Here is a 20513-nt window from a genome sequence, read left to right as displayed (position 1 = left end):
CCAATGAACGCCAAAACCATTTCAGAAGGAATTTTACGGGCAGTGGCCATAATTGTTGCCGTGGTCTTACTGATCTATTTTCTCATAAAAATACAGTCCGTCATAGCTTACCTAGCCATAGCTGCAGTAATTGCCCTGTTAGGAAGACCTATTGTTCTGTTTTTAAGACGAAAACTAAAATTCCCGAACACTCTGGCTGTAGTAACCACAATGTTGCTGATGGTGGGGCTCTTTTTGGGAATACTTGCACTTTTCATACCTCTCATTTCCGAACAAAGCAAGAATCTTTCCCTTTTGGATTTAGAAGACTTAAAGGCCAATCTGAATACCCTGTATTTTCAGATTTTGGAATATTTTGGAGCTACAACTGATGGGGTCACCCATTTAATCGAGGAATCTGGATTGGAAGAAAGTGTCATAAAAGGACTTGATTTGGGATTCATACCCAACTTCCTTAATTCCTTTGTCAACGTTTTGAGCAATTTTAGTATTGGGTTGTTCTCTGTGCTCTTCATTTCCTTCTTCTTTTTAAAAGACAGTAAACTGTTACAGAACGGTATGCTAATATTCGTACCCGACCAAAAGGAAGGAAACTTAGTTGCCTCTGTGGATAAAATAAATGGTTTGCTTTCCAGATATTTTGCTGGTATACTTTTGCAGCTTCTTATCCTTTTTATCATTTACACGATAACCCTGTTGATTGTGGGTGTGGAAAACGCGATAGTCATCGCTTTTCTTTGTGCCTTGTTCAACATTATTCCTTATGTCGGACCAATCATTGGTGGAGTCATTATGATCACCCTAACCATGACCAGCTTTTTGGGTGCTGATTTTAGTACCGTAATTCTACCTAAAGCAAGTTATGTTTTGATTGGAATTGTTATCGGTCAGTTGATAGATAATTTCTTTTCACAACCCTTTATTTTTTCAACCAGCGTTAAATCACATCCTCTGGAAATCTTTTTGATAATCATCATTGCAGGTCTACTATTTGGTGTCGTCGGAATGGTGGTTGCTGTACCCGGATATACCGCTATAAAGGTAATTTTGAAAGAATTTTTGGCCGGAAATGAGTTTGTGAAAAAGCTAACTAAAAACTTATAGTTTTTGTTTGAATAAGAACATTTTAAATACTGGTGTACAATACTTTATAGAAAATAATTGGAATACTGACATCGTGTCAGTTTTATTGAAAAAACCCCAATTCGAAGGGATTTCACAAAAGGAATTGGTGCAACAGTTGGAATCGAAAAAGAAGGCCAAAACAAAGCTTCCTACTTGGTTCAATTCAAATGGAATTTATTACCCTCCTAGAATACATATTGAACAAACCAGTTCTGAAATTACAGCAGCGTACAAATCCAATTTGGTGAGTGGAAAAAGCCTTGTCGACCTCACTGGGGGATTTGGGGTTGACTCCTATTTTTTCTCCAAGAAAATAGCAAGCGTATTTCATTGTGAAACCAACAAGGAATTGAGTGCTATTGCATCCTATAATTTCAATCAACTCAATACAGATAATATTGAATGCTATTCTAGGGACGGTTTCCTTTTTCTTGAAGAATCGTCTAAAACTTTTGATTGGATTTTTGTGGACCCATCTCGAAGAAATGACTCCAAAGGGAAGGTCTTTTTATTAAAGGATTGCGAACCCAATATTCCCAATACGCTTTCCGAATTATTTAAGTATTCCAAAAATGTTTTGATTAAAGTCTCTCCCCTGCTGGACATCTCTCAGGCAATTCAAGAACTTCAATACGTCAAGCAGGTTCATGTTGTTGCGGTGGAAAGTGAAGTAAAAGAGGTCCTTTTTATATTGGAATTCGATTTTATTGGGGACATTGAATTTCATGCTGTGAATTTGATTTCAGGAAGAAAGGATGTTTTTACGTTTACTCATGCGGAAGAAAAGAAGCTATCGCCCAATTTGGGGTTGCCGAGCACATATCTCTACGAACCCAATCCTGCAGTTCTGAAATCCGGTGCTTTTAAATCCATTGGAAATCACTTCGGATTAAAAAAGCTGCATACCCATTCGCATTTATACACTTTGGACAAGCTCATCGAATTCCCCGGCAGACGCTTTCTAATCAAAACATGTTTGCCATACTCCAAAAAAACCATAAAATCCTTTAAAGGAATCAAGGCCAACGTCACGACACGTAACTTTCCTACTACGGTCGCCGAATTAAGGAAAAAACATCAAATTTTAGATGGGGGCGAAAGTTATTTCTTCTTTACAAAGCTTATGGATGAAAGCAAACAGGTCATAGTTTGTGAAAAAGTAGCGGACGGCAAATGAAAGTACTACTCTGAATCCTCATCACAATCCCATTTGAAGTTGGCAATTTTATCTTTGGAACCCCCGGCTAAATTATAATGCCACCATTCCGTTCGAATAGACCAAAAACCATATTCTTCCATGGTCTCTTTCAATAGTTTTCTATTTTGAAGAATGTTTTCGGGCAAATCCATGTTGTCGTGATAGGCTCGTTTTCCGAAGAAATCGAAATCCGTCCCCATATCCAATTCCTTACCTTCCAAATCTACTAAGGTAATATCCACTGCCCCTCCCTTGTTATGAATAGACCCCTTGACTGGGTCGGCAACATACTGCGGATTGGGTACGATTTTCCACATTTTAAACTGAACGAAATTTGGACGGTAACAATCAAAAAATTTGATTTTATATCCTTTTTCCATAAATGCCGCATTTACCTTGATAAGCGCCTTGGCGGTTTTGGCCCGGACGTAGCACTCAGGGCAATCATACACTTTGGCTTTTAAAAAGTTGTTTTTGGAGGCGTAGCGTAAATCATATTCGAAATCGTGACTAAAGTCTGCTAAGCGGACAAAGGTTGTATCCGCCAAACCCGCAAAAGTTTTTAGTGGTTTTTCCTGTTCTTGAACAAGCAGCGTATCCTTCTTTGTGTTTTCGATAGTATCCCTTTCAGGAAGGGTAATACTAACCGAAACATTACCATTACGCTTGCAGGAGAAGAGCAAAACAATCCAAACAACCAACAAATATCGATTCATCATTTTCTTTTTTGATTAGCCAACCATGTATATAATTCTTCCGTAGTATAGGCTTGCACCCAGGAGTTATGACCTACCCCTTCATATCGCGTGTATTGTACAGAGTAACCCATGGATTTCAATTTTTTAACCATAGTATCCGATTCCGAGACTGGAATAACTTGGTCTTGATCCCCGTGAAATACCCAAATCGGCATATTTTTATCAATCCAATGTGCGTAAGGTACTGGGGTCATACCGCAAACCACTGCCATTGCTGCAAACTTTTCTGGATATTGCACGGCCAAATTCCATGCGGCACTTCCTCCTCTGCTCAAACCACTTAAGTAAATCCTTTTGGAGTCAATCCTATTGTTTTTAATAATATCATCCAAAAGCTCAATCAAAGCTCGAGTATTCCACCACTTTTTTTTGTGGGGATTTTGAGGGGCTAAAACTAAAAAAGGAAATTGCTTTCCTTCCACCAGCATTTTGGGTGGGCCACTCTGGGTTAAATCATCCAAAGAACCTCCAGATTCCCCACCACCGTGCAAAAACAGTAAAATACCAAATTCATCATCGGGGTTAGAATCATATCCTTCTGGATAGTACAAATAGTATTTTAGGTTTTCCTCCGAACGGGTAGTCAGTTCCCCGCTGATAAGTCGGGATTGGGATTGACAGGCGTTTAAGACCAAAAAGCAGATAACCAAAACTGCTTTTGAAATAGGGTTGAAATTGGGCATGTTCCCAAGTTACAAAAGTTTGTCCGCGATTTCCAACCAAGTGTTAGCTCTTTCAAAACCATTTGTGTTCATATTATGCGGTGAAGTGAACAAAATGGACCTGCCAGAGAAATTCTTTAGGTTATAACTACGGTCGTCTATTAAAATATCCCCTTTCAAAATATGCTTGTCCCCGCATAGGATACGTCTTTGCCAGGGGATAAATGGAAAATGGTCATCCAACCAAACGGATTTCTCCTCTAGGGAATTGGGGAACTGCATGGCCGCAGACGCCACATACACCTCATACTTCTGATTCAATTGTTCCAACACTTCCTGACTTTGGTCAACAATTCCCAAATCACGAAAAAAACCATAGGTACGGGCATGTTGTCTTATACTTTGTTGTCGCTCTTGAGGGACACATTGCCACACTTCCTTTCCAAAGCATTCCTCGCGAGTCAAGGTTTCTCCAAACTCAGAATTATAGATATCAATATGAGCTTGATAGGTGTCTGCCAACACCTCATCCATATCTACAAATAAAGTCATAGCCTATTTTTAAGTCACGAAGTAAAGAAAATCAAAGGCAATCACAAAGAGCCCCACCAAAAGATAGTTTTAAAACAACCTCTTTGGCAGGGTTCTTAATTTCTTAAATCAGTTAGACTTTTCTAAAACTTTAAAGCTTCCTGAGCATCCCATAGGCCCCAATAGGCCCCTACATCTCCCTCTGCACCTACTTTCCACGACTCATCAAACGAGGAAAAGTAAAATATCTCAATATCGTCTTCTTGAGCCCATTTTTGGGTGTTCATAAAATATTTGAGCATATTGTCCAATGATGGAAAAGCTCCTTCAAGACTTGACCCTTGACTTGGCCAACCGGTTTCGGAGATAATAACCTTTTTGCCATTGCCTGCTTTTAAAGCCCTCTGATACATGTCTTTCATGTACAGCAAAGAATAGTCTAAATCGCAGCCTTCCCAAAAAGGATAACAATTTGCCAGAATCACGTCACATGCATCGGCAATCCTAGGATGGTCTGAAAATTCATAATAAGCATCCACATAACCCATGGGGACATCGGGAATTGCGTTTTTTACGCGACCCATGAATCCTAATAGCTCATCTTCCGTGAGGTCACCACGGAGCAAAACTTCATTCCCAACAGCCGCAATATCCACATATCCTTCGTTGGCCAATTGAATTAGGTTGGTTACTTCTTGCTCGTTGATTTTAGGGTCGTCACCCAGCCAAGCGCCCACCATGGTTTTAATACCAAATTCACGGGCTACTTTGGGTATTAATTCGTTCCCTTCGGTACAGGAGAAAGAACGAACCCAATCCGTATACGGACTGATTATTTCCATTCTTCTTCTAATCTGTTCTTCGGTAATCTGCTCTCCGGGCTTTTGTCCTTCTTCATAAGGACTAAAGCATAGTCCATGCATTCCACCTTGCAGAACTTCTTTGCAGAGTTTTTTTAATTCGTCTGTGCTTTTGCCAGCATAATCAAGGGCGGCTAACGCCAAAAACTTCTCTCTTCTTGATGATGACATAGTATTCTCTTAAATTGTTTATAGCTGTTTTTCTTTTGTTCTAAAATTGTTTTTATCAACAGTAAATCCCATCATATACTTTTTAAAAAAGGGATTAATCGGAGCGAATTAAAAGACCCCCCTGCAGTTCTTACGTGTATAAATTTTAATGCGTTCAACTTCATTTGCTCCAGAAGGCATTTCTTCCAGTTTTAATCCCGGATAGTCATCCGCTTCTTTCCATTTTTCTATGGTTGAACTAAAGAGCGCAGAGGCAGTTTCATCCGCTTCATAAATAATCAAATCATAAGCTTCTCCCATGTCTCCTCCAAACCGGGTAACGACCTGCCACTCCCCATCTCTTTTATAAGAGGTATTGGTGTGGTCTGATTGTGGATAATACCTATCATCGGTTGGCCTAATAATTACCCAAATATCTTTTTCATGTGATTCTGGATAAACTCCCATGGTAAGTATCCTACAGTCTACCGAATCTCGGTCTATAGGTGAAACAACCCTTACGGCTGTAACTTCCCCATCGATTTTTAATTTATTGCCGATAGAAACCTGTTCGAGTTGGTTATTTACGCTCACTAGTTCTGAAGAATAACTTCCATACATCATCATCAGCACTCCTAGGATACCAAATGCAACCGCAATTTGGGTACTAAGAAATCTTTTGCCAGAACTCCCTTTTCTGCTACCTAAAACCGCAGAAAGTGTCAATATTAGTCCAATGATTACTATTATTATTTTTGTCGACATTTTTCTTGATTTAGTTTGCTATTTATAATACCCCTCTACGCTCTTCCAATTGCGCTTTAATCTCCTTAGCTCTTTCTTCGGAAAGACTATACTTCCACATCACCCAAATAGCCAAAGCTGCTGTAACTACGGGAAATACAATATCGGCAATTCGAAGATTTACCAATGTTTCCTCAGATTGTGTGGCCAGACCACCATCAAATCCAATTAATTGTAATACCAAACCGCCAAACACTAAGGCTAAACCTTGCCCTAATTTTACTACCCACCAGTATAAAGCTCCAAATGTACCTTCTTTCCTTGGCATTCCATTTACCAATTCATCCAAATCACAAACGTCCGCCGTCATACTCATCATCAAAGTAAATAAACTTCCTAACCCAAATGATATTAAAGGAATTGGAATAAACATTAACCAGGGATTTTCTGGAGTAAACGTCCACCATTTTAAAATATAACCAATAATGGAGAGCGCAGTTGAAATAATAAACGCATTTTTCTTACCCCATTTGTTCGCCATGGCAGAAACAATCGGAATTACCACTAAGGCAGAAACCAAAGCACTTATTGAACTAAACCAAGCTGGCCACGTCCCGGTAGCGCCATAGTCACCATTAAATAGGAAAAATACGATGATGAAAAAACTAAATGATGCTACAATTTGAAATCCATTAAACACTAAAAAGGTGGCGCCGCATAATTTCATAAAAGGCTTATTTTTTATGGCTTCACCGATACTTGCAACTAAATCTTTTAGGTTACTAAATATGGTCTTAAGGGTAAGTTTTTTTCTATCTGCCATATTTCCTGCGTCTATACCTCGACAGAATATTGCCGGTAGAACTCCCAAAAGCAGACAACCTAAACCAACATAGAGCGCTAATGTTCTTATACCAATGGCTTGACTTTCGAAAAGACTTTCATTGGGTATCATTGGCCAAAACCATGGTACAATAACCCATGCTACCAAACCAACGGTTTGTGAAAACGCCATCAAACGTGTTCTTTCGTTATAATCTGTTGTCATTTCAAAACCAAGTCCTACCAATGGCGTTGCAAACATGGTATTGCCCACTAGAAAAACTAAAGACATGATTAAAAAATACCAAAAGTTGAATGTGGCCGAGTTGGTTTCGTCCATCTGCCAGAGCAGCACGAAAAATATGGCACTTAGAATGGCTCCTGCAAAAATATAAGGTCTTCTTCGTCCATATTTTGAACTTGTATTGTCCGAGATAAAACCCATTACTGGGTCGGTAATAGCATCAAAAATTCTTGGCAGTCCTCCCAATATACCCGCTTGAAGAGGATCCATTCCAAAAACTGTTAGTAAGAAGAACATAAATACGCCTAGGGCACCTGGAAGTAGATTTAGTACCAAATGACCCGCTCCAAACGCGGCCTTTTGGCCCAAAGGGACTCTATCTTGTTTAGCTGTAACAGTTGACATATGGTTGTTTTTAGTTAGTTTCTATTGGCTTTAGCATGATGGTTTGAATCGACTTTGGTTTTATGGACACTCCTTGTGTGCCCTCTCCCAAATGAAGCTCAAATTCCTTCTTCGAATTTCCTTCGTTGAATACAACAACGGCAATGGAACCGTCTGGGTTCTGTGCAGCGGTTGCCAACAAATCATCATCCGTTTTTTCAAATCCTATCCGAACCGCACCTGGACGAATAAATCGACTAAAATGCGCCATGGTATAATATAGTGGGGTAAAATATACCTCGTCTTTATCTTCATCAACGATTACTGGTGCCACACACCAGTTCTCAAACCAGTTTGGGCCTCCTTTTTTGTTCAGAACCATGTTCCAATCTATCCATCCATCTACCCAATTATTTAGGCATCCAATAATATCTCTGGCATATCGGTTTACAGGTGCATACTTTGGGTGCAAGTGCTTTTGATCTTCAGGAGCCCAGTCCCAACCCCAATCCGTAGCCTCTTTTGACCAATACCAGGCATCATCCTGCCATTTGGGAACATCTGCATCCACACATGCTTCTGACTGTATCAAGTACTTATCGGGTGCTTTGGAATGTGCATATTGCAAAGCATCAGGAAAAACTTCGAAAGTACTGGCATACCAATGAATGGCTGTTCCGTCAAAATATTTGGAAGATGCTTCTGTCCTAAACATTTCATCCACCCATTCATTCAAGTGCTCCCTGTTTTGATCATACCCTAAAACTTTGACATTATGACCATCCTCCTCTAATTTAGGGCCCAAGTGGTTTTGCACAAAATCTGTCATTTCCTCGGGGGAAAAGTGCATACTTTCCCAATTACTATCATTGCCTAATGGCTCGTTTTCTACGGTGAAGCCCCAGATTTCAATATCTTCCAAAGCATAGGCATCTAAGTACTTGGAGAAAAATAGTGCCCAAGTATCGTAATATTCAGGAAGCAATTTACCTCCTCGCCAATCCTTGTTATCTTTCATCCAAGGTGGGGCAGTCCACGGAGATGCCAAAATTTTAAAGCCATCTTTTGAAGCCGCCATAGCTTCCTTAATGAATGGAATGATATCATCCCTGTCCTCATCTATGGAGAAATTCTTCAATTCGATGTCATTTTCCACTGGAGCGTACGAATAGTTGCTTACCGAAAAATCACAGGAATTCATATGGGTTCGCGTCAATGAATATCGAGCACCATCTTCCCCAAAATAGGCATTAATGATTTTGTTTCTGTTATCCTTACCCAGTTTATTCAACAAGTGTGCAGATGCTTCGGTGAAGGAACCGCCGAAGCCTGTAATGGTTTGAAACTTTTGTTCAGGTAGAATACGAATTATGGAAGAAACACTGTCTGTTTCAATGGTTGGTAAAGCACTCAATTTATTACCGCTAGCTGAAGTTTCATATACTTCAATATCCAATTTTTGCTCTACAATACACCCATTTAGTGTTACGGTCAATATCAGCATGAAATAAATTTGGTTAAAATTTTTCATTTGATTTCAGTTTCATATTCTTTGTGTTCTTCTAGCAATAGCCTATCAGTTTTCCATCGGCTGAGCCTCACCAAGCGGGGGCACTAGCACATCTTTCATCAAAGCTTCTTTGTCTCCCTTGTATGTTTTTGTAATTGGATTCCCATTTCGGGTAAGCCCTTCAAAAACTCCATCGTCCACAAGCTGCCATAAAGCATATTTGGCCTGACCATCTATGGTAATCAAACCAAAGTGATTTTCAGAACCACTCTGGTTACCCGCGTCTTTCCAACGTTCATTAAAAGCCTCGAAATAAAAACACGAAATGCCTTCCGAATTGGTCCATTCCCTCATATGTTGATAGTACAACGCTTCCTTATACTCATCTGTTGCCCTTGAGCCTTCTGGGCCGTAAAATCCATCCGAAATGGTAGCCCATCCTGTCTCCCCGATATGAATGGGTTTATTTTCACCTACACTAAGCATATGCTCCTTAACGGCATTGTATTGATTCTTTGCAAAATCCCTTGCGCGCAACATGGCTGCATCGATTTTTTCAATATCAGATAATTCTGCTTCCGATTCGGGCACCTTCCAAAATTCGGGATTGTAGTGGGAATTGTGATATGGATAGGTATGCATGGAAATGTAATCCACTGCTTTTATAAGTTTTGCTAAGTCTTCAGTATGGTAACTTTCTTCTCCGCCACCCCAAGAGGCGTAATCATCCGAACTGGTGATCCATAAATCTGATGGCAACTCTTTATTGATTTTTAAAAATTGTAGATGATTTACCCATTTTAGAATTACCGCAGGCTGCACGTAGTAGCTGGTCGCCCAGTTAATCATGGCTTCATTCCCTACGGCAATAATTTTGACAATATCTGGGTATTGGTTGGCAAGAGCCACTGCGCGGGCAATCTCACCTTCATTTTGTTCACTTTCCACATTGTGGTCCGGCTCTAAACCTGTCCAAGCGTTTTTACAGTCTATCCAGGCCCCTAACATTACATACATCTCAAAATCCGGATTTTCACCTTTGAGTTCCTTAATTGCTTGCAGCACATTCCCAGCATGAGGCAGTTGTACGTTGTATGTCCTAAGGATTTTTATCCCCATAGCGGATAGCAATTTCATATCATCCTTGATTTCGGCTACCGTGGGTTGACTATCACGGCTTACCTCCCTATATCCGCCATAACTAATGGCCAAATACTCTGGATTCCCTAAAATGTCTTTTGCTGTCACTTGTTTTTTTATTTGGGTTTCTTGATTTTCTTTTTCGTTCTTTTTTGTATTACAGGAAATAAATCCTATAAGGAGGAAAGTCATGAATATGTGTCTAAATACTTTCATTGTTGTCTTTTTTGCCATGTGGTTTAACTTTCCTAATGATTTTGGTTACTTGTCTTTGTAATTCAATCCATATCCTATTGGGAATAGTGGCGGTATAGAATCATCCCAAAAATTTGGTCCATATTTTCCTTGATAATCCGCCTCAGATTTAGGCCAAGAATGGGGTAGTTTTCCCTTAAAATCATAATCACCGAACAATACTTCGGCAACACCATCGCCTTCTGAACCCAACAACCAGGCTGCTACAAAAGCATCTGATTTTTCAATTTCATTTGTTACTACCAAAGGGCGGCCGGAAACCAATACAACTAGCGTCTTTACCCCCCTTGAAGTGTAGGCATCCACATATCGTTGGTGTTCGGCCGTTAAGGTAATTTGATATAAATCCATTTCACCTCCAATGTCACCAAAGGATTCAGCGTAAGGTGTTTCACCTACAACAATGATAGCAACATCAGCATCATGGTTGCCGCTCGCATTTGGGTCATAAATCACTTCCCCTTTCGCTAATCTTTCTATACCCTCTAGAATAGTGGTGGCACCTGCATAGTTTTCATGAGTGCCTTGCCAATTAATGGTCCAACCTCCAGACTGTAGTCCGGAGCTGTTTGCATGTTCTCCAACAACAACAATTTTGGAAAGGTTTTTATCCAGAGGAAGCAGATTGTCTTCATTTTTTAACAACACCAAAGACTCCCGAACCGCCTGTCTGGCAACATCCCGATGTTCCTGAATCCCTATTTCTGGTATAAGACTTGCATCTGGAAATGGATACTCAAAGACACCCAATCTAAATTTTTGCCGAAGAATCCTTCGAACTGCATCATCTATTCTTTCCATGGATACCTCGCCGCTCTCCACTCCTCTTTTCAAGCCCTGCTGATACATCTCAAAATCGCCTTCAACGGCCATAATCATATCCACACCAGCGTTAATAACATCGTTCTCCCCAAATCTTGAATACCCTTTCCAATCAGATACCACAATACCATCAAACTGCATTCCCCCTTTCAGGATGTTAGTTATCAGGGTTTTATGCGCATGCATGGGTACACCTCTAAGTGAATTGAAAGAAGCCATTACGGACCCTACTCCACTTTCCACTGCCACCCGATAAGGAGGTAGTAGAAGTTTCTCCACAGCTTCTGGGTCCAAAGAAGATTCTCCTCCTTCCACACCATAGTCCGTAGCGCCATCACCAATGAAGTGTTTAGCGGTAGCCATTACAGCACGTTTACTGGTTAAATCATTCCCTTGGTGTCCTATTACAGATGCTTTGGCCATAGCTTCGGTCAATTCTGTGCTTTCCGAAAAAGCCTCGTACACCCTACCCCATTTTTCATTGAACGGAATAGCTATACATGGAGAGAAAACCCAATTAAATCCCGTGGCTTGGGTTTCAATTGCGGTAATTCTCGCTGCTTTTTCAACCAGTTCCGTATTTCCTGTTGCACCCATTCCAATATTATGCGGAAAAATCGTAGCACCTTCATAGGTGTTTTGACCATGTACAGCATCAACACCAAAAATAAGCGGGATACCTAAACGCGTGGACAAAGCCAATTTTTGTAAGTGCGAAAATTTATCCTGCCATTCTTGTGCATTTTTGCCCGGTAAAGGACCTTGTGTATGAATAACAGAACCTATGAATTTAGTAGCAATGTCCTCTTCAGAAATATCATCAAAATGTCGCACCTGCGTCATCTGACCAATTTTTTCGTCCAAGGTCATTTCGCTTAGTAAAGAGTCTATCTTTTTTTCCATTAGGTCATCCCTATTTTCGCTTATTTTTTGCTGGCTATGGACAGATGTAACTAAGCCAATGACTATGATTAATTGTGCTAAAACCCTATTGAGATGATTCAAGTCCATTTCAGTCCAACCCAGGTCAAACAGTTACTTTTTAATTATCCTAGAGGAAACCAAGTTTTTAGTTTAAAAAGGCCGAGTTAATAGGCTCGGCCTTTAGTTTATCTAAACAAATGGAAATGGTCCTATTTGTTTTTCTTATTGGACAGTTATATTGTCTATAAAGTATATACCATCAGCAGCAGGTGGGTCAGTTTCCGCACCATTGGGATCATCCTGATTGTCATCTGGCTTAATGACAAGGAAGTTGTAATAATCTGTCTCTGCTCCTGGGTTAGGTGTAAATGTTACTGATAGCTCTACCCATGTATTGGCATCACTGCTTCCAAGTGTGGCAAACTGGGGAAGCGGATTACCAAGGTCTGGATTTGGTGTCGGGTTGGCGATCAGCTCGCACCTGAACGTGATGTCATTCAAGTTAGAATAGACTTGGAAAGTCACTGTTATTGAATTTCCATTGAACTGCCCCGTGTTGAATGCAGCCGAATTTTGGAATCCACCAAAGAAATCCGCCGTAGTTGGCTTTTCTACTCGAAGTACTGTGGCCGAGGTATTGATTCCGGTAGCTGAGGGATTATCTGCCAAAACAGCTGTAACACCTCCAAAAGTACTATCAAAACCTACACAATCTTCAAAACCTACAGGGAGTGTGGATGCTGGGCCCGTTGGAGCACTTCCAATAGTACAGGCGCTGCCTCCTCCACCTCCTCCAGCATCAAGTACCAAGGAAACGTTATCAATGTTTACTAGACCTGCTTCTCCATTTAAGTCGAAGAGTACCCTAGAGGTAGCATCTCCAAATCCGGTTGCGGTAAGAGTGCGTGTATAAGTCTGTCTAGTAGTGTTGATATCAACACTCTCGGAAGTATTGGCAAAACTACCACCACTTAATCCAATCCCTGCTATAATGCTTCTATCTGTATCAGACCATGCGTCAAAAGTTAGGATATAGGTAGCATCCGGAGTAATAGCCAGTTTCTGACTTAAATTAACCAAGAACGGCTGGCCTGGATCAGGAGAAGTCACATTAATTTGGTAGAATGTATTTCCATTTTCCGTTACCACTGGAGCAGGATTGCTATCATCCACACCCTGTATCCATGGAGCAGCGCCATCCTCGAAGTCTCCATTGACCAAAAGACCGCTATCAAAATCCATAACATTAACCGTTCGAGTCACTTGGGCCGCAGGATTTCCTGCCGCATCACTTACATCATAGGTAATCACATAAGTACCTGCAACACTGGTATCTACTGTATCTCCTCCAACCATGATGTTGCCTGAGATATCACCATCCGTATCATCATTGGCCGTTGCGCCTGGATCCGTGAACGTATCATTCACGATTAGATTCACTACAGCATCTCCATTTAAGGTAATTACAGGTGCTACGGAGTCTCCAGTACTTGTACCACCTACCACTAGGGATACATTGTCGATGTTAACCAAGCCTGCTTCTGCATTCAAATCAAATAGCACACGGGCATCTGGAGCTCCAAATCCACCAGCGGTCACTACTACAGAATACGTTTCTTGTGTTGTAGTAATATTTACCGTCTCAGTATCATTGGAAAAATCTCCTCCACTCAAACCGATTCCTGCAATTATAGATCTGTCCGTATCAGACCAAGCGTCAAAAGTCAAGGTATATGTCTCATCTTGGACAATTTCAAGCTTTTGGCTCAAATTAACCAAAAATGGTTGGCCTGCATCCGGAGTGGTTACATTTATAGAATAGAATGTATTTCCATTTTCCGTTACTACCGGAGCAGGGTTACTATCATCAACCCCTTGAATCCAAGGAGCAGCACCAGCTTCAAAATCCCCATTGGTCAACAGACCGGAATCAAATGCCATTCCGCCACCATTGGTATCACTTCCATCACCGCCTTCAACCAAGGACACATTGTCTATCACAACAACCCCGACATCTGCACCTAAATCGAATAGCACACGACTGTTGGCACTACCAAAATCGGCAGCTGCCAATTGCAAAGTAAAGGTCTGTGTATCGGTAGTCAAAGTTACCTCTGGAGCAGTATTGGTAAAAGGATCTTCGTTCAATCCAATTCCGGCCAAAATCGTACGCTCTCTATCCGAGGAAGCGTTAAAGGTCAAAATATAATTTGTTCCTTGTGTTATCTCTACCACCTGGCTCAAATTCACGGCAAACGCTTCGCCAGCAGTTTCAACATTGGCAAAATTAAAGCTGTTACCGCCTTCGGTTTGTACATTCGCAGCGTTTCCAATCCATGGTTCCACACCGGCCTCAAAATCACCATTGGTCAAAAGACCACTATCAAATGCTGGTGGGGGGTCTGGTAAATCTATCGTAATTTCATCTTCAAAAGCATTGGCAGCACCGGCAGCATTCCTAGCTGTCAAGGTTACTGTGAATGTTCCTTCTGCAAAAGTCTTAATGGGATCAATTTCTGTTGATGTCGTCCCATCCCCAAAATCCCACATAAAGGAATCTGCGTTTTGGGAAAGATTGATAAAAGTAACAGTACCTGTTCCTTCAATTATCGTTTGGGAAAATACTGCTACAACTCTGGGTAGTCCGTCCGCATCATCATCATCTTCACATCCCATAAAGGAGATGGCCAAAATAATAAGCGATAGGATTCCCGCTTTGTTAAGTAATCGTTTCATTTTAAAAGAAGTTAGTTTAGTTTATTAATTTTCATATACCCTTACGTAATCCACAATCATAGTTTGGGGAAACTGGGTTTCCGCGTTGGGAGCACCTACAAAGGTTCCTCCTACAGCAAGATTTATTAGAATAAAGAAAGGCTTGTTAAATACCCATTGCCCTTCGCCATCAGTTTCTTCATCCACATCTTCGGGGGTTAACTGGTTATACAGCACATCATCAACATAGAAATTGATAAAATCAGGACCCCATTCAATTCCAAAAACATGGAAATCGGTGTCAAAGCGATCGTTTTCCAAAGTAAATTCCTTAGAAATGGCATCTCCCCCATTATAGCCTGGTCCATGAATACTCCCCACTAATATTGAGGGTTCTTGACCTCTATATTCCATGATATCAATCTCACCTGCACCAGGCCATGGATTTTCATCAATATCGGCTCCTAGCATCCAAAATGCAGGCCATATTCCTTGACCAAATGGCAATCGGATTCTGGCTTCAAAACGACCAAATTCCTGCTCAAACTTATCTTGGGTGATTAATCGAGCTGAAGTGTATTGAGAGCCTGCAAAAGACTCCTCGCGAGCAGTAATCAAAAGGAAACCGTTTTCCACCGTAACATTGTCTGAACGGTCTGTATAGTACTGTAACTCTTGGTTTCCCCATCCATCCCCATTCGGGCCATTTCCTATATCAAAACTCCAAAGCTGTGGGTTTGGAGCACCCTCGGTATCAAAATTCTCGTCAAGAACTAAATTGGTGAATGTTGCCACTGTCTGTGTTTCATCTGTTTCACAACCGGATATTACGCTCATTGCTATTACCCCAAGGCACGTCAGCGCTATTGATTGTATTGTTTTAATCTGCATATATTTCATAATCATTTTTTTCAAATTTCAAGACCTCATTATTCAGTAAAGAAGTAAATATTGTCAAAGATGAAGTTAGGTCCTCCTGCCAAAATAAGTGCTCCAAGATTGTTTCTTTGAGTAGCCAAGTCTCCATCCAAAGGGATTTCAACTGAAGTCCATTGTCCAGGTGTCAAACCGCTTATGGTGAATCTTCTATCCGCATCGTCCCCGATAGGAAGTCCCGTGTTTACATCCGTTTCAAGCTCTTGGTTTGCACCTATATCCCTAATCTGTACCTCAACCTGAGTGGCCGCATCCTGCACATATACATCAATGTTCAATGTAGTACGATCGGTTGCATTAATGGTGTTGTTGAATATAATTCCAGTAAAGTTATTATTCGCATAGACCAGAACATCATCATCCCCGTTTGCAAAAATTGAAGTTGATGTGGTTGACCCTCCAAAACCGGGATTTACATCTATTCCCGTAACGCTAGTATATTGATCACTGAATAAGGAGCTCACATTGCCAGGTAACTCAGTCGGAATAGGAGCATTGGGTAAATCTCCTGTAGACGTTATTTGTAAGGAACCGGCGGCCCCAACATTATTCAACTGTGCTGTGATGTTTGCTGTTCCTTCGCCTAGTACGTTCACTACTCCAGCCTCATTAACCACCGCTACGGAGTTATCCGAAGAACTAAAATCGAAATAAGCGGGAGCTGCAAACACGGTTTGATTGATCCCAGATGCTAAATTGAAAGTTTGGGTAAGACCTAATATTAAAAAATCCGCCCCATTAAACGTCTCAACGACAATATCCTGTCCCAAAAATATGGCTGGATTTGGTTGTGCAATATTGCCAAGTTTTTCAAACCGTAACTCATCAATCCAAAAAGTAAATCCAAAACCACCGGTACTCTGAGACCCAGCGGAGAAAAAGAACATCCCTCTTTCCTGGATCAATTTTGATGGGTCGGGAATGGGAATAACCACTTTTCTCCAATCCGTGGACAGGCGTATGTTTTGCGCAATTACTGCAAATCTATTTTCTTCAAAATCGGTTCCAAAACCTACCTCTCCAATAGTGGCAGTTGTAGAACCCTTAACATAGAAAGTCAAAGCATCAAATCCCGTAAGGTTTCTACCGTCACCCCTATCTAAGAAAATACCTCCAATGAAACTACCATTGGGATCATCTGGTGCCGGAACATCTATTCGTATGGAAGAGGTTCCCATAAAAGCAACATTGTCATCTGTACCAAAACCTTCCGGGTTTGCAGGATTAGGACCTGCGGGATCAAAAGAATCGAAGAACTCATCAGTAAGCCCTACTGGTGCATCTGTAAAAATGTCTCCATTACTATTAAATGTTGCAAACCGTACATCATCCGAAAAGTCTCTTTCACAACCTGAAATAATAGCAATACCCAAGCTCAAAAGAAGTATAAAACGTATGTTGATATTTTTATATTTTTTCATTTCTCAATCTTTTTATTTACCAATGTTGATGTGTACATAAGTCATGATCTCCCATTCACTACCATTGCCAAATCCTACAGGGCTTATAATGGGTTCGGTTGCAAATTCATCTGCTACTGCATTTGGTGCGAACCTAGGGGAGAATCGATCTAAAGACCTCCATATTCCTCGTATTCCTACTTGAGTACTTGGTAGAATGAACCAATCCGGTTTGCCTAAAGTGGTTGACAAATCCAACATTAGTTGCAGTGGGAACGTCAAGTTAAAGTCCCTATGGTAATCGTATGGACCCCAATCGTTTACCTTTACATGAGCCCCAAGCTTATATTTTTTGTAGATTCCTCTAATGTCGGCTCCAAAACGTCTGATTAACCTGTCACTATCTCCATTACCCTGTCCGTTACCATAATAGAAATTTCCAATAAGGCCTAGTTCTGGGCTTAGTTTAGACACCATTCGTGAATGGATTTCCCATAAATCTTCAGCCGGTGCCGAAGTGGGAAAGGCGAAAAACTCCCGGTTTGCATTGAAACCAATGTGAGCATCCATCGTAGTGGGCAAATGACGATATACAAACCCTAAATTCATCGCGAACTTGGCATCTTCTGCTCTATCATTATCCCATTCGTACATCCAGGTTCCTGGGGTAGGGTCAAAAGTCAGCAATATTTCAGCAGCTGTAGTTTCCCGGTTTGCCCGAACGGAAAATGGGTCATCAATAATGTTTCTAAGACGTCCAGGTCCTTGCACATCCTGAGGAATGGCATCTACTATTGGTTTTTGCCACATGAAGTTGGGAGCGATTTGGAAGTTTCCAGTCGCAAACGTAAATCCTGATAATACACTGGTTATATTGCCGCTTCCCGTATCTCTAAGTTTCCATCCTGTAAAGGTTAATGTTTGGTCTGCACCGCCATTGGCAATCAATCCCATTGCCGAGGCCTGGCCATACCAATTGAACTTCCCTCCTTCATAGGTCACCTTAATTTTTCCTCCCCAATTATCACTGGCTTGAATTCTATCTTCAACTACTACGTAATTCCCAGGAGTGCCTGTTACATCCTGAAAAGCAATTCCATTTAATGGACTTCCTGCCCAAATACCACCCACATGGATACCAACTTTCCCAAATTCTCTTTCAATTCCTAGGGAAAGTCTTTCAGTGGGCCATGGTGGAATCACACCACTACGTAGTTGATTCGCGTCCAACACCCGTCTTCCATTTTCATCCAAAATGACGTCTGTTTCAAAATCTCTGTGATAAATACCGGTTACGTCAAACTTTCCAATATGTCTTTGATATTTAAAAAGCATAGTAGGATTGGCACCCCACCATAATTGTGGGCCAATTGCTACTTTTAGTCCTTTTAAAGGTCCTTTACCATCCAGTTCAGCTCCCAATATCTCACCGTTATAGATATCTAGGTTGGGACCGTAATTCGCTTCTGGGTAAAAGCCGAAAAAGTCGCCTTCATATCCCCAGTGATAATGTCCTGTTCTGTAAAAACCTCTTAAATCAAACTCCTTTGCATTCCATTCAAACTCCGCTTGATAGACGCGAATTCGATTCACATCAGACACAACGACATCACCTTGATCCGTACTTACGTCGATGGGACGAGAATTGTTTTCATAGAAGATTTCGTTGATTGGGTTTCGAGCAACATTTCCTACAACGTTGACGTTCACCTCAGCCCGCATGTTGGGTGCAGGATTTCCTTCTACTCCCACGAAGTAGGATTGTAAATGATCAAATCCTAACTGGTTAGGGAATGTATTTGGATCATCAGGATCCGGCGTATCGGGTGTAGTGATTAAACTACCTCCTGTACTAAAAGTTGCAAACTTCGCCTGTAGATTACTAATTCTTAACAAGTTGCTTTGCTCCCCCTGTAAAGCTGCTTTATCGCCACGAGCTTTCAAAACAGCATCCATTAGTTCAATATTGTCAAAGTGATTCTGTACAAATGACATATCAACACCGTCTGCGTAAGGATTTAGTTGATGTGCTTCCTTCAAAGCATAATAGGCCGCACGTGGATATAGGTCGTAAAGGCCTCTTGGATTAGTTGCGCCCTTGGCACAAATTCCAAACCACTCTTCGTTCATGTTGTTGGCTCCCGGGCCGGCCAAATCCCTTGCATATCCACCATTAGACCAAGAAGCATTGTTATCATGGATATCGGCGTTCTTTCTATCGTCAAACCCAAATTTCCACCAGCCATCACTGAATTGGAAAGTAAAACCTCCGATGGAGTTTCCTACTTTACCCAATCCTGCAGCATTTTCATAAATTTCCTTCCAATTACCAACCATATAGTATGCCTGCGAGTATTGGTCTTCCTTGTTTTCAATGGCATTGAAAGCATCTGCTCCAAACTCCGTAAACATCACTGGCATATCCAGTTTATCCTTTACCACTTGGAACATATCTCCAAACGAAACCCCGCGATAGGTATTGGTTCCATAGATATCCACATCTTTACATTCCTCTGCAACAATATCAATGAATAAAACGTCACCATTACAAATGGCAACGGGGTGTGAGTCATCCAATTCCTTCATTTTTTTGGCAGCCTCGTTCATTAACCGATACATCGGCCTACCCCGGCTCTCTCCTATAAATTGGATTCTTCCTTCATCATCTGGAAAATCCTCGGTTTCCGCTCCCTGCCAAAACAGTCCGTAGTTGTTTTCGTTACCCAATAGGTATAGTAGAAGTCCTGGAGTATTCTTGTAGTCATTAACCAGTTGTTCCATCTCAGACATCAGGAATTCCTGGGTGACGGGGTCATCATATATGGTTACTGGTGTCCATACTCCATTTAAGGTTAATCCATACCGACCAAACGAGTGATTCAGCATGGTGTAGATACCATAGTTTTCGTAAATGTATTGTATCCATCTAGCCGGAACTCCCGTATACTGACGGATAACATTTACACCCATGTTTTTGAGCAATGACATTTCTGTATCAAGCCCCGCCCTGATAATGTCATCGGGTTTGTTCCAGAAAGCAGCGTCGACAGTATTGGTGCCAATCGGAATGTAGTCCCAGTTCATTCCATTCATCATGAAATCCTTTCCGTTGACGACCAATTTTGTCCCTTCTTGGTTCTTCACGACTGATACCTTAGCCGACTGAGCGTATGTACCTGTTACGAAAAGAAAAAGCAACAATCTTAGCAATTTGTTTTTCATAGTGTAGTTTAGTTTTAGTTCAGTTTCCAAAAAGTGATTTAAATGAAATAGTCTTATGTAGACCAGCGTTATTTCTATTGAATTCACTTTTACAGAAGGTTAAACATATCT

General features: G+C 41.1%; 15 protein-coding genes. 2 read left to right on the top strand and 13 right to left on the bottom strand.

Annotated elements, in window-relative coordinates:
* The first annotated feature begins 3 nt into the window (after nucleotides 1-3).
* Together ACSLUF_RS06935 and ACSLUF_RS06930 are read left to right on the top strand one after the other, a co-directional pair.
* A complete protein-coding gene (locus ACSLUF_RS06935) occupies nucleotides 4-1104 on the top strand; it encodes an AI-2E family transporter (RefSeq protein ID WP_435625379.1) in 1101 nt (366 codons plus the stop codon).
* Nucleotides 1105-1177: 73 nt separating this feature from the next.
* Nucleotides 1178-2302, top strand: coding sequence for a THUMP-like domain-containing protein (locus ACSLUF_RS06930; RefSeq protein ID WP_435625378.1), 1125 nt, complete (start codon nucleotides 1178-1180; stop codon nucleotides 2300-2302).
* A gap of 5 nt (nucleotides 2303-2307) precedes the next feature.
* On the opposite strand, the gene ACSLUF_RS06925 is transcribed toward ACSLUF_RS06930, so the two are convergent.
* The 13 genes from ACSLUF_RS06925 to ACSLUF_RS06865 all read right to left on the bottom strand — a co-directional run bounded on the left by ACSLUF_RS06925 (nucleotide 2308) and on the right by ACSLUF_RS06865 (nucleotide 20402).
* Nucleotides 2308-3039: a M15 family metallopeptidase gene (locus ACSLUF_RS06925; protein ID WP_435625822.1), complete on the bottom strand. Its 732-nt coding sequence runs from the start codon at nucleotides 3037-3039 to the stop codon at nucleotides 2308-2310.
* A complete protein-coding gene (locus ACSLUF_RS06920; protein ID WP_435625377.1) occupies nucleotides 3039-3764 on the bottom strand; it encodes a prolyl oligopeptidase family serine peptidase in 726 nt (241 codons plus the stop codon). Before ACSLUF_RS06920 ends, ACSLUF_RS06925 begins: the two co-directional genes overlap by 1 nt.
* 9 nt (nucleotides 3765-3773) lie before the next feature.
* Nucleotides 3774-4295, bottom strand: a complete 522-nt coding sequence (locus ACSLUF_RS06915; protein WP_435625376.1) for a 5' nucleotidase, NT5C type — start codon at nucleotides 4293-4295, stop codon at nucleotides 3774-3776.
* 122 nt (nucleotides 4296-4417) lie between these two features.
* Entirely contained in the window at nucleotides 4418-5305 is an 888-nt protein-coding gene (locus ACSLUF_RS06910; protein WP_435625375.1) for a glycosyl hydrolase family 17 protein, read from the bottom strand.
* A 108-nt stretch (nucleotides 5306-5413) separates the two neighbouring features.
* Entirely contained in the window at nucleotides 5414-6049 is a 636-nt protein-coding gene (locus ACSLUF_RS06905) for a hypothetical protein (RefSeq protein WP_435625374.1), read from the bottom strand.
* A gap of 22 nt (nucleotides 6050-6071) precedes the next feature.
* On the bottom strand, nucleotides 6072-7499 hold the full coding sequence (locus ACSLUF_RS06900) for an MFS transporter (protein WP_435625373.1): 1428 nt from the start codon (nucleotides 7497-7499) through the stop codon (nucleotides 6072-6074).
* A 10-nt stretch (nucleotides 7500-7509) separates the two neighbouring features.
* The gene (locus ACSLUF_RS06895; protein ID WP_435625372.1) at nucleotides 7510-9009 is read right to left on the bottom strand and encodes a glycoside hydrolase family 30 protein; all 1500 of its coding nucleotides are present in this window, start codon (nucleotides 9007-9009) and stop codon (nucleotides 7510-7512) included.
* A gap of 45 nt (nucleotides 9010-9054) precedes the next feature.
* The gene (locus tag ACSLUF_RS06890) at nucleotides 9055-10320 is read right to left on the bottom strand and encodes a glycosyl hydrolase family 17 protein (protein ID WP_435625371.1); all 1266 of its coding nucleotides are present in this window, start codon (nucleotides 10318-10320) and stop codon (nucleotides 9055-9057) included.
* Nucleotides 10321-10389: 69 nt separating this feature from the next.
* On the bottom strand, nucleotides 10390-12108 hold the full coding sequence (locus ACSLUF_RS06885) for a glycoside hydrolase family 3 protein (RefSeq protein WP_435625370.1): 1719 nt from the start codon (nucleotides 12106-12108) through the stop codon (nucleotides 10390-10392).
* Nucleotides 12109-12351: 243 nt separating this feature from the next.
* On the bottom strand, nucleotides 12352-14865 hold the full coding sequence (locus ACSLUF_RS06880) for an immunoglobulin-like domain-containing protein (RefSeq protein WP_435625369.1): 2514 nt from the start codon (nucleotides 14863-14865) through the stop codon (nucleotides 12352-12354).
* A 24-nt stretch (nucleotides 14866-14889) separates the two neighbouring features.
* The gene (locus ACSLUF_RS06875; RefSeq protein WP_435625368.1) at nucleotides 14890-15681 is read right to left on the bottom strand and encodes a glycoside hydrolase family 16 protein; all 792 of its coding nucleotides are present in this window, start codon (nucleotides 15679-15681) and stop codon (nucleotides 14890-14892) included.
* Nucleotides 15682-15773: 92 nt separating this feature from the next.
* A complete protein-coding gene (locus tag ACSLUF_RS06870; RefSeq protein WP_435625367.1) occupies nucleotides 15774-17201 on the bottom strand; it encodes a glycosyl hydrolase family 16 in 1428 nt (475 codons plus the stop codon).
* 12 nt (nucleotides 17202-17213) lie between these two features.
* Entirely contained in the window at nucleotides 17214-20402 is a 3189-nt protein-coding gene (locus tag ACSLUF_RS06865) for a glycoside hydrolase family 2 TIM barrel-domain containing protein (protein WP_435625366.1), read from the bottom strand.
* Nucleotides 20403-20513: the final 111 nt, after the last annotated feature.

Origin of the sequence: Flagellimonas sp. (assembly GCF_965601775.1) — a bacterium.
In the GTDB taxonomy this organism is placed as follows: Bacteria; Bacteroidota; Bacteroidia; order Flavobacteriales; family Flavobacteriaceae; genus Flagellimonas.
This window is presented reverse-complemented; position numbering and strand designations above follow the sequence as displayed.

Excerpts from the sequence above, each read along its gene's own strand:
- ACSLUF_RS06935 (WP_435625379.1), top strand. The coding sequence starts at position 4 with ATGAACGCCAAAACCATTTCAGAAGGAATTTTACGGGCAGTGGCCATA.
- ACSLUF_RS06925 (WP_435625822.1), bottom strand. The coding sequence starts at position 3,039 with ATGAATCGATATTTGTTGGTTGTTTGGATTGTTTTGCTCTTCTCCTGC.
- ACSLUF_RS06920 (WP_435625377.1), bottom strand. The coding sequence starts at position 3,764 with ATGCCCAATTTCAACCCTATTTCAAAAGCAGTTTTGGTTATCTGCTTT.
- ACSLUF_RS06915 (WP_435625376.1), bottom strand. The coding sequence starts at position 4,295 with ATGACTTTATTTGTAGATATGGATGAGGTGTTGGCAGACACCTATCAA.
- ACSLUF_RS06910 (WP_435625375.1), bottom strand. The coding sequence starts at position 5,305 with ATGTCATCATCAAGAAGAGAGAAGTTTTTGGCGTTAGCCGCCCTTGAT.
- ACSLUF_RS06905 (WP_435625374.1), bottom strand. The coding sequence starts at position 6,049 with ATGTCGACAAAAATAATAATAGTAATCATTGGACTAATATTGACACTT.
- ACSLUF_RS06900 (WP_435625373.1), bottom strand. The coding sequence starts at position 7,499 with ATGTCAACTGTTACAGCTAAACAAGATAGAGTCCCTTTGGGCCAAAAG.
- ACSLUF_RS06895 (WP_435625372.1), bottom strand. The coding sequence starts at position 9,009 with ATGAAAAATTTTAACCAAATTTATTTCATGCTGATATTGACCGTAACA.
- ACSLUF_RS06890 (WP_435625371.1), bottom strand. The coding sequence starts at position 10,320 with ATGACTTTCCTCCTTATAGGATTTATTTCCTGTAATACAAAAAAGAAC.
- ACSLUF_RS06885 (WP_435625370.1), bottom strand. The coding sequence starts at position 12,108 with ATGGAAAAAAAGATAGACTCTTTACTAAGCGAAATGACCTTGGACGAA.
- ACSLUF_RS06880 (WP_435625369.1), bottom strand. The coding sequence starts at position 14,865 with ATGAAACGATTACTTAACAAAGCGGGAATCCTATCGCTTATTATTTTG.
- ACSLUF_RS06875 (WP_435625368.1), bottom strand. The coding sequence starts at position 15,681 with ATGAGCGTAATATCCGGTTGTGAAACAGATGAAACACAGACAGTGGCA.
- ACSLUF_RS06870 (WP_435625367.1), bottom strand. The coding sequence starts at position 17,201 with ATGAAAAAATATAAAAATATCAACATACGTTTTATACTTCTTTTGAGC.
- ACSLUF_RS06865 (WP_435625366.1), bottom strand. The coding sequence starts at position 20,402 with ATGAAAAACAAATTGCTAAGATTGTTGCTTTTTCTTTTCGTAACAGGT.